This is a genomic window from Streptococcus sanguinis (assembly GCF_050222175.1).
Taxonomy (GTDB): Bacteria; Bacillota; Bacilli; order Lactobacillales; family Streptococcaceae; genus Streptococcus; species Streptococcus sanguinis_M.
This window is the reverse complement of sequence record NZ_CP071420.1, coordinates 1,222,917-1,236,534: the sequence shown is the minus strand read 5'-3', so window position 1 is coordinate 1,236,534 and position 13,618 is coordinate 1,222,917. Positions and strand designations below refer to the sequence as shown.

Genomic DNA, 13,618 nt, shown 5'->3' with positions numbered 1-13,618 from the left:
AAATCAACCAAGTCGAAAGACTTGGTTTTTTGTATCCAAAAATCATTTTTATGTTAAAACGCTAACAAAAAATAGGATTCTATGATATAATTTAGACAGATTATTGCGATTTAGGAGATATTATGAATAAGATAAAAATCATCAGCAATCCTTATGAAAAAAGGGTTTTATTTGAGCGTTGGAATAATCAGCTGAATTCATGGACATCTATTGACGAAGATAGTAATTCTAATAGCAAACTGATTAGTAGTGAGTATCAAATTGGATTTTTTCCTTTTAAAGTTTATGAGATTATAAATCAGATAATTACTGAATATTCTAATCCCGATGATGTACTGTCTATCTGTTTTTCAGGTAGTGATGATGAGTATCAAGAACTAGAACGTTTGGTTACGGATATTAAGTTTGAGAATATTCAACTCGAAAAATCAGAAAATTATCTAGAAAATGCTAGAGATGTTTTGCCTGAAATAAATCGGATTTTTCAAAAATTAGATCCTTTAATAACAAAAAACATTGAGGATGAGAGTGGCGAGATACAGCAACAATTAAAGAGGTTTTCAGATGCTTCTAATGATATTGTTCCAATTTGTGTTTTAGGAACTTATAGTGCCGGTAAATCAACGTTTATTAATTCTTTAATTGGTTCCGAATTATTACCAAGTGCTGAAACACCTGTCACAGCAAAAGTTTACAAAATATCTTCCACACCTCATGATGATAGGGCAAGTATCAGGATTACATTTAAAGGAAAAGATGCTAAAATTCAATTTCGAGATTATCAGTTAGTCGTGGATGGTTTGACTGATGGGGAAGAATTATTAACATCAATCAAAGAGGCTTTAGATGAGGAGAAGCCGGCTTCAATTATTGAAAAGGTACGTTTAGTTTTAGAGGAATTGAATGATATTTCAGATTCTGAAATAGGAGATTTGATTGAGATAGAAGTACCTTTTGGCAGAAGTACTCTGGATGATATAAATTATAAAATTGCTATTTTTGATACTCCGGGTTCAAATTCTTCTACTAATTTACAACATTCAGATGTTTTGGATAAGGCCATGAAAGGGATGTCTAATGGTCTTCCTATTTTTGTGACAGATAGCAGTTCGATGGACAGTACAGATAATGATAATTTAAAAGATAAGTTAAAGAAAGTTGCAGGTTTAGACAGTCGTTTTACTATGATTGTAGTAAATAAAGCAGAAACTGCAGATATTAGCTTGAGAAGATTTAAAAAAGAATCTTTTAAACAAAAAATTATGAATCAATCGATACCGCGCGAACTGTATGCTCAAGGGATATTTTATGTTTCATCCATACTTGGTTTAGGGGCTAAATTGGATGGGAATCTTAAGGGAGAATTCTACTCAGAATTATTCAATACTTATAAAGCTAAATATTCAGATCCAGAAAACGATTATTACAAGAGATTGTTTGATTTTAATATTCTCCCTAGGCAGATGATTTCTTCAATGGTTGAGACTGCAGAATCCAATTCTAACATAATCTATGCTAATAGTGGATTATTAACAATTGAAGATACAATTAAGAGTTTTGTGAATAAATATTCTCACTACGACAAGTGTCAACAAGCCAGGGATACTTTGAATCAATTGATTGGTATTACTGATAAAGAAATCGAAGAGAAAAATAAGGAATTGGGTAGCCGCAAGGTAGAGTTACAGAATAAACTTGATTCTCAAAAATCTGAAATTCTTGAAACAATTGATAAAAGCATATCTCAGGAAAGGGAAGACTATACTAGCCGATACCCTGAGGAAATGCTGAGTTATTTACAAAGCTTGACCAAGAATTTGAAAAAGGAAAGAGCAGAATCTCTGTATAAGGATTCCTATGAACAGATAGCTCTTGAATATCCTGAAGTGATTGTTGATGATATTCATTCAGGATCAGATGTCTTTTCAAAATTGAAAGGGCATATAGAAGATTCATTTAATAATTATAAGTTAGGTGAAGATAGACGAAGAAAGCTTGAAGAACAGGCTTCAGCAGAAGTTCTTAATATTATCAAGCAAGAGTTTAGTGAAAAGTTGGTTATGGCAAAGGAGCATTTCAACCAATTTTCAAAAGAATTTTGGGTTAATGCCACAGCTGATGTTCGAAAACAATTGGAGAAGGTTATTTCAGGCGATTTGGATATTCAGCCAGAGAAAAGAAAAGCTATTTCGGAAATCATTATTTCTTATGAAGAAATAGATTTTAATCAATTTGATTTAGGCAAATTTAATAGAGATGAATTAAGTTACATTTTTAGAATTGGTGACTATCGATTAAAATCAAATAAAATAAATATTTCAGGTCTGACTAATACTTATAATAAAGAATTTAAAGCTAAATTGACTGAGTTCAGTGAAAGTCTTCGCTCAGAACACGAACGTAAATTTAACAATTGGATGCGGGATTTGGGAAGTCTTATCAAAAGCAATATTATTGAATTTAGTCCGGAACTGAAGGAATTGGATCAGAGAATTCAAAAGGTTATTAAAGAAATTTACAGTCTTGAAGAGCAGCAAAAGCAGATTAAAACTTATGTAAATGAAATCAAGCGGATGATATCTTGGAAATAAGTGGAGATGTAGTTCGAGGGAAAAGTTATGGGAATAAAAAATTTAATCAATAAGGCTGGAGCTAAAGCTGCAGACAAATTAGCAAAATTATCTGCCTTGAGTCCAGAGCAGCTAAAGGCTGTCGAGGAGCAAAAGGAAAAATATCTTGCAGATCAACCAGATATTAGTGATGAGGAATTTACTGGCAGACTATTGGCGTCATGTGGCGTTGAGGTGTTTAACTCTTATTTAGAACAGATAAAAGAGCTGTATGTTCCTTTGGAAAATTCTGCTGAATATAACGAAGATTTCAATCCAGCATATAATGTCCGTTATTTTAATATAACGAAATGGGTTACAGATAAGCGAGAAAATAGTCTGGAAAAATTAGTAAATGTCTATGAAGTACTTTCTAATGAACGCTGCAATATTGCTCTAGTCTTTCATCGTACAGAGAATGATACGAAAGTCTATCTAGCAGTAATTAACACTGAGAATGCCAATGATAATGTCAATGTTGAGAATTATAAAAAGCGACTTCTAGAAGCTATAAAAGGAAATTTCCCTGGTTCAACAGTCAAAGAAGAGATTGGTCGCGGGCGTATTCCTTGCTTGAATAATCAAAAATCATACTCTGTAGCAACAGTATCTAACCTTCCAACTGCGAAATCTGAAAAGTTTATTAGCCAAACAATTGAAAAATTGATTGACGGTATCATTCCTGAGGGACCCAGTCAAGACTATAGCTTGATTCTTTTGGCGAGTCCGATTCAGGATGTAGAAAATCGCAAGTTGCGGCTTTCTGAATTATATTCTGCTTTAGCTCCTTTCGAGAAATGGCAGACTAGCTACACTTTCACTGAATCTGACGCAACGACTTCCATGGCAACTTTCGGAGTTAATATTGGAGCTAGTGCTGGGATTCAACACGGCCAAAGTCAGTCTACTAACCAATCCTTAGGGAAGACTCAGTCTAGCGGAGATTCAACGACAGATTCAAGTGGTCAGACTGACGGAACTAACAGCAGTCATACTAGTGGTAGCAACAAAGGTTCATCGGATACTGTTGGCGGAGGAGCGAATTATATAGCACATGCTGAATATAACCATTCTTGGAATAGAGGTACTTCTGTTTCCGATTCAACTGGTAAAACCTTCGCTAAGACAATAGGAAAAGCTGTTACTAAAACTGCTGGTAGAGCTATCTCCGAAACTTTGGGGAAGACGGCGGGAGTTTCTCGGGCTGTGAATTTCGGTTCTAACATCGGAGCAAATTTTGCCCGTGCCTCAAATGTAACAGCTACGGTTGGTAAGAATGAAGGGATTAATCAGTTCTTTACGAACCATAATATTCATCATGCATTGTCTGTTTTGGATGAGCAGATGAAACGATATGAAAAAGGAACTGCTCTGGGCATGTGGGAGTTTGCTGCTTATGTACTTAGCGAAGACCAAAATATCGCTAATAATGTAGCTCATACTTACCTAGCTCTGACTCAGGGAGAAGAGTCCTATATGAGTAAATCATCCGTTAATCTGTGGCGTGGTGATATGGGAGAGAGTAGTGCCGATACTCGAGAAATTGTTCACTATTTGAGGGATTTGCGACATCCAATATTTGCATTGAATCCTAGTGTTTTAGAAAATGATGCGACTTATTATGTCTATCCATCTTTAGTTACTCCTACTGTTCCTTTGTCTGGTCAAGAATTAGCTTATTCTTTGAATTTTCCTCAAAAATCTATTCCAGGTCTGCCTATTATAGAATGTACAGAATTTGGTCGAAATATTGTTTCTTATGATTTGGATGATAAATCTGAGCAAAACATCAGTTTAGGAAATATTTTTCATATGAACCGCGAGGAAAGAGTTTCGGTAGATTTATCTTTGAATTCTTTAACGTCCCATGCTTTTATAACAGGGAGCACAGGATCTGGTAAGAGTAATACTATTTACCAGCTTTTAAGCGAAGCAAGGGAAAATAATGTTAAATTTCTAGTCGTAGAGCCTGCAAAAGGGGAGTATAAACATGTCTTTGGTCAGGAAAAGGATGTAGCAGTATATGGCACGAATCCGAAATTAACTCCTTTGCTCAGATTGAACCCTTTTAGTTTTTCTAAGGAAATTCATATTTTAGAACATCTGGATCGTTTAATTGAAATTTTCAATGTATGTTGGCCTATGTATGCTGCTATGCCAACGGTCTTAAAAAAAGCAGTTGAAAAGTCGTACATGGATTGTGGATGGGACTTGATTCAATCAAGAAATTCTTATGGTACAATTTATCCAACATTTGGAGATGTTGCTGAAAATATAAAAGAAATTATTGACTCAAGTGAGTACGATAGCGAAAATAAAGGCGCTTATAAAGGTTCTTTATTGACTAGAATTGAATCTTTAACAAATGGTATAAATGGAATCATTTTTTCTCAAGATGAACTATCTGAGCAGCAATTATTTGATTCAAATGTGATTATAGACCTAAGTCGGATTGGTTCTAGTGAGGCTAAATCATTAATAATGGGAATATTAGTCTTAAAATTGCAAGAATATAGAATGTCTCAAGCAGAGATGGATTCTCCACTTCGTCACCTTACAGTCTTGGAAGAGGCCCATAACCTATTAAAAAGAACTTCAACTGAACAGTTTTCAGAATCAAGCAATCTTCTTGGAAAAAGTGTTGAGATGCTTGCTAATGCTATTGCAGAAATGCGTACTTATGGAGAAGGCTTTATTATAGCTGATCAAGCACCAGGACTTCTAGATTTATCTGTTATCCGTAATACCAATACTAAAATTGTAATGCGTCTTCCTGATTTCACCGATCGAGATCTAGTTGGTAGATCTGCAAATCTAAATGATGACCAAATTTTGGAATTGGCGAAATTACCGAAAGGTGTTGCAGCTGTTTATCAAAATGAATGGATTCAGCCGGTCTTGTGCAAGGTGGAGAAGTATGATAGCAGTCTCGAAAGTTATCGATATAGCCAAGAATCACTGACTGAATCAAAATTTTATTCAGATGTTTATTTGAGAATCAGTAAATTTTTGACCGGAAATGAAAAGATAGAGAATATAGATATTGAAAAACTAAGAGATGATTTGTTTGGAGCTCCTATCAGTGGCAAATCTATTCATAAAATTTTAAGGTATCTTGATGAGGCTATTTACGAGGTAAAGATGCTTCAGGTTGCTCCAATTATTTCGGAGTTTTATCCGAGCCTGTTAGAAAAGGCGCGAGAAGCAAATCAAAAGAGTAAGGATAAAAGAACTATTACCGATGAAGTCATTAATGAGTTCAATGGGCTAGTAGATGGACCAATCACTCAGCAAGAGCAATTAAATATTATTCAAGCAATTTTAACACAGCTATATGTTCACGAGCTAAATAACGATGCTGGTTTAGAAGAATGGAAACAACAGGGAGGTTTATTATGAGTATTGAAAGAACAAACCAGTCTGATTTAAAGCATAGTATGACGAAAATAGAAAATGAGCATTCTTCTTTTAATCCTAATCAAAGGCTAGAAGTAAATAGGGAATCTGAATTAAAAGGTGAAGAGTCAGCTCTTCACGAAAAAACTCCGCTTAACCAGCACGATAAGCAAGAGTTAAAAACTGAGACAGGGTGGTCAGAGAGTATTGTTGATAATATCCGCTGGAAAGAAGAGGCTGCTGTTTATAAAGGATTAAATGTAATCGAAAAAGATGTAAATGGCCGAGCCTGTTTCCAAAGAATAGATATTGACTATAAAATAACGGATGAATTCGGAAAAACTAATAAAGAGCGTATGCTTGAGGGAAAAGCTCCATTAATGGATGGCAAGCCAGTTGAGCTTCATCACATAGGACAGAAACAAGATTCCCCTTTAGCTGAATTAACTCATGATGAGCATAAGGGGAATTACAGACTATTACACGAAGTACCTCCACAAACATCACAAATTGATAGAAGTGCCTTTGCAAAAGAAAAAGCAAATTATTGGAAAATGAGAGGAGAAGAAATATAATGTCAAAAATTAGCGATGAATTGAAACTGATCTCAGGATTAGAAGCTACCAAAGGTGCGAACGATGAACAAATTTTAAAGGCTCAAAATAAGCTTACAATAAAATTTTCTACAGACTATATTGATTATTTAAGAGAGTTCGGAGTAGTAAATTTCTTTGGAACAGAATGGCAAGGTTTGAACGGACCGGAATATCTGAATGTTGTAAAATCAACGCTAGAGGCACGTGAAATATATCCGGACTTTCCAGTAAATATGTTTATTTTGGAAGATTTGGGATTTGATGGAATCCTAATTTTGTTAGATACTAACGGTTCTGTCTTTGAATGGCAATATGGCTCATGTAAAAAACTTTATTCCAATATGTCCGAATACTTAAAGGAGTGTGTTGCAAGAAAAGAGTAGATTTTTTTGATACTTCAATTATTTAGGGGGATAAAGGCTCTATATTTTAATTTAAAAACATACGTTGTTTTTATATGTTATATGGAAGCTCTAGTTTGTACTATTAGTGGGATTCAGATGAATGAATGCAATGGCTTACTGTTGCTCATTCTCTAGTTAAAGGATTTGTTATTCTTTTTAGAATAATTTGAAAGGGATTTTAATGAAAAAGTTTTTGGGGGAGAAGCAAACCCGTTTTGCTTTTAGGAAATTAGCTGTCGGGCTTGTTTCGGCTGCTATTTCTAGTTTGTTTTTTGTGTCTATCGTTGGGGTTGACTCTGTTCAAGCGCAGGAAAAGTTGAATGTACAATATAAATACGTGACAGATACTGAAATAACTCCGCAAGAAAAGGAGTTGATTGTAAGTGGATTTCCTAAAATGTCAGAAGGAAATGAGGAGACTTACTATCTTGTCTACAGGTTAAATTCAAATGTTGGAGCAAAAACGTTACCGAATACAGGCGACAATAACAATTCAAATACTATGATGACGGCTGGTCTGTTAACGACGATAGGATTAGTTGTTTTTGTTGTGTCAAAAAGAAAGGTTCAAAGTAAGTTCCTCTTGACTGTTTTGGTGGGTGCTGGTGTCGGAGGAGGCTTGATACTATCTGTCGATGCGCTGGAAAATGGGATCTTGCTACAGTATAATGCCGAATATCAAGTGTCGGCTGGGGATAGTCTGCCGTCACCAAGTGAAATCTCTGGCTATACCTATGTTGGCTACATAAAAGATGAATCGATTAAAAAATTATTAGACAATAAGATTCTTGATAGTCAGCAAAATGCTAATCTAGATAAAGAAGTTTTAAACCAAAATAAGAAGTTAGATTATTCTGTTTCTTTTGATAAGAATGGGCTGAAAAATCAAACGCTTGGCGTCAATACAATTGAGCCTCAAGATGAAGTCTTGTCTGGCCGAGTAGCTAAGCCTGAACTATTATACAAAGAAGAGATCGTTGAAACTGAGATAGCCTTTGGAGAACAAATACAAGAGAATCCTGATTTAGCCGAAGGTACTGTAAGAGTAAAACAAGAAGGCAAACGAGGCCGTAAAATTGAAGTCGTTCGAATTTTTACGGTAGATAATGAGGAAGTTTCAAGAGAGGTTCTTTCGACTAAAATAGAGGAAGCGTCTCCTAAAATAGTGGAAAAAGGTACTAAAAAGCTTGAAGCGCCTAGCGAAAAACCAGTAACTTCTAACTTGGTTCAACCTGAGCAAGTTGCTCCCTTACCAGAGTACACAGGTGTCCAATCTGGTGCAATCGTTGAGCCCGAGCAGGTGGCTTCTTTGCCTGAGTATTCAGGTACACTATCTGGAGCCATCGTTGAGCCTGAACAAATTGAACCGGAGATTGGAGGTGTCCAATCCGGTGCGATAGTAGAACCTGAGCAAGTGACGCCCTTACCTGAATACACAGGAACTCAAGCAGGCGCGGTAGTGTCACCCGAACAAGTAGCTCCATTGCCAGAATACACAGGAACGCAATCCGGTGCAATTGTCGAACCCACGCAAGTGACTTCATTGCCGGAGTACACAGGCGTCCAATCTGGGGCCATAGTAGAAGCTGAACAAACGACTTCATTGCCAGAGTATACGGGAACTCAAACAGGTGCAGTAGTAGCACCCGAACAAGTCACACCGTTACCTGAATATACAGGAGTTCAAGCCGGTGCAGTAGTGGCCCCCGAACAAGTCACACCGTTACCTGAATACACAGGAACGCAATCCGGTGCGGTAATTGAACCTGAACAAGTCACCCCATCGCCTGAATATACAGGCGTTCAATCCGGTGCAGTAGTGGCACCCGAACAAGTGACTCCATTGCCAGAGTATACAGACGTTCAAGCAGGAGCAATAGTAGCACCTGAACAAGTTACTCCATTGCCGGAGTACACAGGAACTCAAGCTAGAGCGATTGTTGAGCCTGAGCAGGTAGAAGCTCCTCAAGAGTATACTGGAAACATCGAACCAGCAACGCCAGAAGCGGAAAATCCTACTGAAAAAGCTCAAGTGCCTAAAGAGCAGAAGCAAGAACCCGAAAAGAATATCGAGTTAAGAAATGTATCTGACGTGGAGTTGTATAGTCTAACTGATGGAAAATACAAACAGCACGTTTCTCTAGATGCTATTCCAAGCAATCATGAGAATTATTTCGTGAAAGTAAAATCTTCTAAATTTAAAGATGTCTTCTTGCCGATTTCTTCAATAGTTGATAGCACGAAAGATGGTCAGCCAGTTTATAAAATTACAGCAAGTGCTGAGAAATTAAAACAGGACGTTGACAATAAGTACGAGGACAACTATACTTTTTACCTTGCCAAAAAGGCAGAGAAAGAAGTTACAAACTTTACGTCCTTTAGTAACCTGGTTCAAGCTATAAATAATAATCTTGGCGGAACTTATTATTTAGGAGCTAGTTTGAATGCTAATGAGATTGAACTAGAAAATGGGTCTAGCAGTTATATCAATGGGACATTCACTGGTAAACTGATTGGCAGCAAAGATGGAAAAAATTATGCTATCTATAACTTGAAGAAGCCTTTATTTGACACTTTGAGCGCTGCTACTGTAGAAAATCTGGCTCTTAAAGATGTAAATATCTCAGGGAAAACTGATATTGGGGCCCTTGCAAATGAAGTCAATAATGCAACAAGGATTAACAATGTTCATGTAGACGGTGTTCTGGCTGGCGAACGTGGCATTGGTGGCTTGGTGTGGAAGGCTGATAATTCTAAGATTACAAATAGTAGTTTCAAGGGAAGAATTGTCAACTCTTATGAAACGAGGGCACCATACAATATCGGAGGATTAGTAGGTCAATTGACTGGCATCAATGCAGTAGTTGATAAGTCAAAAGCTTTGATTACCATCTCATCAAATGCGGATAGTACAAATCAAACTGTCGGTGGTCTTGCAGGTCTTGTCGAGAAAGATGCACTTATCAGTAATAGTTATGCTGAGGGCAACATTAATAATGTGAAACGCTTTGGAAGTGTTGCTGGTGTGGCTGGCTACTTGTGGGATAGAGATTCTAATGAAGAGAGACATGCTGGAAGATTGCATAATGTTCTTAGTGATGTCAATGTTATGAATGGGAATGCGATTAGTGGCTATCACTATCGAGGAATGAGGATAACTGACTCATATAGCAACAAAGACAACAGAGTCTACAAAGTGACTCTTGAAAAAGATGAAGTTGTCACCAAGGAATCTCTCGAAGAGAGAGGAACAATCCTTGATGCTTCTCAAATCGCAAGTAAGAAATCTGAAATCAACTCTCTTGCTGTACCGACTGTTGAAACCTTGCTGACTAGCACTAATAAAGAAAGTGATTTTTCTAAGGTTGAAGACTATCAAGCTAGTCGAGCTTTAGCATATAAGAATATTGAAAAATTACTGCCGTTTTATGATAAGGCAACCATTGTCAAATACGGTAATCTAGTAAAAGAAGATAGCGCCTTGTTTGAAAAAGAAGTCTTATCTGCAGTCATGATGAAGGATAATGAAGTGATTACAGATATCGCTTTGCATAAAGAGGCAGCTAATAAGCTCTTGCTGCACTATAAGGATCATTCATCTGAAAAGCTAGATCTCACCTACCAATCTGACTTTAGTAAGTTAGCAGAATATCGTGTGGGCGATACAGGTCTCATCTATACACCAAATCAATTCTTGCATAGTCATAGTTCGATCATCAATGAAGTTTTACCTGATTTGAGAGCGGTCGATTATCAATCAGAGGCTATCAGAAACACCTTAGGTATTTCTTCAGGAGTTTCACTGACGGAATTATACTTAGAAGAGCAGTTTGCCAAAACAAAGGAAAATCTAGCAAATACACTGGAAAAACTGTTGTCTGCTGATGCAGTCATTGCTAGCGAAAATCAAACGATTAATGGTTACGTCGTAGATAAAATCAAACGCAATAAGGAAGCCTTGCTTCTAGGGTTGACCTATTTAGAGCGCTGGTACAACTTTAACTATGGTGACTTGAATATCAAAGACTTAGTCATGTACCACATGGATTTCTTTGGTAAGGGCAATGCATCACCGCTAGACACGATCATTGAATTAGGTAAATCAGGCTATAACAATCTTTTGGCTAAGAACAACGTAGATGCTTATAGTATCAGCCTTGCAAACAATAATGCAACAAAAGATTTGTTCAGCACGCTTGCCAATTACCGAGAAGTATTTTTACCAAACAAAACAAATAATCAATGGTTCAAAGAGCAAACCAAGGCTTATATCGTTGAAGAAAAATCAGCTATTGATGAGGTGAGGGTCAAACAAGAGCAGGCTGGTAGCAAGTATTCTATCGGGGTATATGATCGAATTACCAGCGAAACTTGGAAATACCGAAATATGGTTCTACCTTTGCTGACAATGCCTGAAAGATCGGTCTTTGTCATATCAACCATATCCAGTCTTGGTTTTGGTGCCTATGACAGATATAGAAATAAGGAGCACAAAGCAGGAGCAGAACTCAATAAGTTTGTTGAGGATAATGCTCAGGAAACCGCAAAACGGCAACGTGATCATTATGATTATTGGTATCGGATATTAGACGAAAAAGGCCGTGAAAAGCTCTATCGAAATATCTTGCTCTATGATGCCTATAAGTTCGGAGATGATACTACTGTTGGCAAGGCTACAGCGGAGGCGCAATTTGACAGTTCTAATCCAGCTATGAAGTATTTCTTTGGGCCAGTTGGAAACAAGGTCGTACACAACAAACATGGAGCTTATGCTACTGGTGACGGTGTTTACTACATGGGCTATCGGATGCTGGACAAGGACGGAGCTATTACCTATACCCATGAAATGACGCATGATTCTGATAATGAGATCTATTTAGGCGGATATGGAAGAAGAAGCGGACTGGGTCCAGAATTCTTTGCCAAGGGCTTGTTACAAGCACCTGACCATCCAGATGATGCGACAATCACGGTCAACTCAATTCTCAAATATGACAAGAATGATGCGACTGAAAAATCTCGTTTGCAAGTCCTTGATCCAACTGAACGTTTCCAAAATGCGGATGATTTGAAAAACTATGTTCACAATATGTTTGATGTCATTTATATGTTGGAGTACCTAGAAGGTATGTCAATCGTGAACCGCCTGTCCGATGTGCAGAAAGTAAACGCGCTAAGAAAAATCGAGAATAAATATGTCCGAGATGCTGATGGAAATGATGTTTGCGCAACCAATGTGATAAAAAATATTACAATGGCGGATGCGCAAAAATTAAACTCATTCGACAGTCTCATTGAAAATGATATTCTTTCAGCGCGTGAGTACAAAAATGGTGATGTAGAAAGAAATGGCTACCAGACAATTAAACTCTTCTCTCCGATTTATTCGGCATTAAGCAGTGAAAAAGGAACACCAGGAGATCTTATGGGACGGCGTATGGCTTATGAGCTTCTGGCAGCCAAGGGCTTCAAAGATGGTATGGTCCCTTATATCTCTAATCAGTATGAAGATGATGCTAAGCAAAACGGGAAAACAATCAGTATCTACGGTAAGACCAGAGGTCTGGTAACAGATGACTTGGTTTTACGTAAGGTCTTCAATGGTCAGTTTAATAATTGGACTGAGTTTAAGAAGGCTATGTATGAAGAACGTAAAAACAAGTTCGACAGCCTGAACAAGGTCACATTTGATGATATGAGACAACCATGGACAAGTTATGCTACTAAGACTATAAGTACTGTAGAAGAGTTGCAAACCTTGATGGATGAAGCCGTTCTCAAAGATGCCAATGATAATTGGTATTCTTGGAGTGGCTATAAAGCAGAACATGACAGCGCTGTCCATAAGCTGAAAAAAGCAGTCTTCAAAGCTTACCTCGATCAAACCAATGATTTCAGAAAATCAATCTTTGAAAATCAGAAGTGATGGATTTGAGCCGGTCAACCAGTCTGTAAAATGGCAAGTCTGACAAGTTGATGCTGGGTAAGTGCTTGAATTACTCTTAGATTCAGACCTTCTTGCAGATAAGAAATTAGGAACCTAGTGAAAACTAGGTTCTTTTTTGTCATACAATGTACACGTTTTCATTTTTTATGCTATAATGATGTCAGAATAGCATTAGAATTGTAAGGAAAGAAGGTGTATTATGATGGATGACCATCATTCACTTGTTAAGCAAAATAGTGATACTTTGCGTGTAGTTGATATTCTCTTTGTCATAGCAGCTATATTTATTCTTGCCCAGCTAATCTATCATCTGGGTGAGTACGCTGGCCAGATTACCTATTATTTGAGCCATTAGAGTATTGAGAGGAAGTGTTCTTATGTCAAGAAATGTTATAACTAGGATTTTAAGAGGAATCAGTCTTTTTGCTCTTTTATCTCTGTTTTTATTGATTTTTTCAAATCTTGTTTTGGCTCATGTCTACCATATTCCTCTTATGGGAGACACCATTAAAACAGTTGCGGGTCTGCTTTCGGGCAGTTTACTATTGACAGTCATTTATGAGGCTGATGATAAGCAGAAAAAAGCATGAAATGACCTTTACGCTCTTTCATATATTTGATATAATATTTGTATTAAGGCGTGCATTTGCGCGCTCTTTTCTGTGT

7 protein-coding genes are annotated in these 13,618 nt (G+C 37.1%); all 7 read left to right on the top strand.

What is annotated here, in order from left to right:
- Positions 1-122 precede the first annotated feature (122 nt).
- The 7 genes from J1C91_RS06220 (at position 123) to J1C91_RS06190 (ending at position 13,542) form a co-directional block, all read left to right on the top strand.
- Positions 123-2,591, top strand: coding sequence for a dynamin family protein (locus J1C91_RS06220; protein WP_002909816.1), 2,469 nt, complete (start codon positions 123-125; stop codon positions 2,589-2,591).
- Positions 2,592-2,618: 27 nt separating this feature from the next.
- Positions 2,619-6,008 carry an ATP-binding protein gene (locus tag J1C91_RS06215; protein ID WP_002909814.1) on the top strand — a complete coding sequence of 1,130 codons (3,390 nt, stop codon included), beginning with the start codon at positions 2,619-2,621 and terminating at the stop codon, positions 6,006-6,008.
- Positions 5,981-6,580 (top strand): HNH/ENDO VII family nuclease, encoded by a 600-nt coding sequence (locus J1C91_RS06210; protein ID WP_032912456.1) that lies wholly within the window; start codon positions 5,981-5,983, stop codon positions 6,578-6,580. The genes J1C91_RS06215 and J1C91_RS06210 overlap by 28 nt, the downstream gene beginning before the upstream one ends.
- Entirely contained in the window at positions 6,580-6,984 is a 405-nt protein-coding gene (locus tag J1C91_RS06205; protein WP_002909811.1) for an SMI1/KNR4 family protein, read from the top strand. Before J1C91_RS06210 ends, J1C91_RS06205 begins: the two co-directional genes overlap by 1 nt.
- 202 nt (positions 6,985-7,186) lie before the next feature.
- Positions 7,187-12,931 (top strand): ZmpA/ZmpB/ZmpC family metallo-endopeptidase, encoded by a 5,745-nt coding sequence (locus J1C91_RS06200; RefSeq protein WP_125438737.1) that lies wholly within the window; start codon positions 7,187-7,189, stop codon positions 12,929-12,931.
- 220 nt (positions 12,932-13,151) lie between these two features.
- Positions 13,152-13,307: a hypothetical protein gene (locus tag J1C91_RS06195; RefSeq protein WP_002912367.1), complete on the top strand. Its 156-nt coding sequence runs from the start codon at positions 13,152-13,154 to the stop codon at positions 13,305-13,307.
- Between the two features lie 22 nt (positions 13,308-13,329).
- A complete protein-coding gene (locus J1C91_RS06190) occupies positions 13,330-13,542 on the top strand; it encodes a hypothetical protein (RefSeq protein ID WP_002912368.1) in 213 nt (70 codons plus the stop codon).
- The last annotated feature ends 76 nt before the right edge of the window (positions 13,543-13,618 follow it).

Coding starts and splice junctions, on each gene's coding strand:
- J1C91_RS06220 (WP_002909816.1), top strand. CDS start 123: ATGAATAAGATAAAAATCATCAGCAATCCTTATGAAAAAAGGGTTTTA.
- J1C91_RS06215 (WP_002909814.1), top strand. CDS start 2,619: ATGGGAATAAAAAATTTAATCAATAAGGCTGGAGCTAAAGCTGCAGAC.
- J1C91_RS06210 (WP_032912456.1), top strand. CDS start 5,981: ATGGAAACAACAGGGAGGTTTATTATGAGTATTGAAAGAACAAACCAG.
- J1C91_RS06205 (WP_002909811.1), top strand. CDS start 6,580: ATGTCAAAAATTAGCGATGAATTGAAACTGATCTCAGGATTAGAAGCT.
- J1C91_RS06200 (WP_125438737.1), top strand. CDS start 7,187: ATGAAAAAGTTTTTGGGGGAGAAGCAAACCCGTTTTGCTTTTAGGAAA.
- J1C91_RS06195 (WP_002912367.1), top strand. CDS start 13,152: ATGATGGATGACCATCATTCACTTGTTAAGCAAAATAGTGATACTTTG.
- J1C91_RS06190 (WP_002912368.1), top strand. CDS start 13,330: ATGTCAAGAAATGTTATAACTAGGATTTTAAGAGGAATCAGTCTTTTT.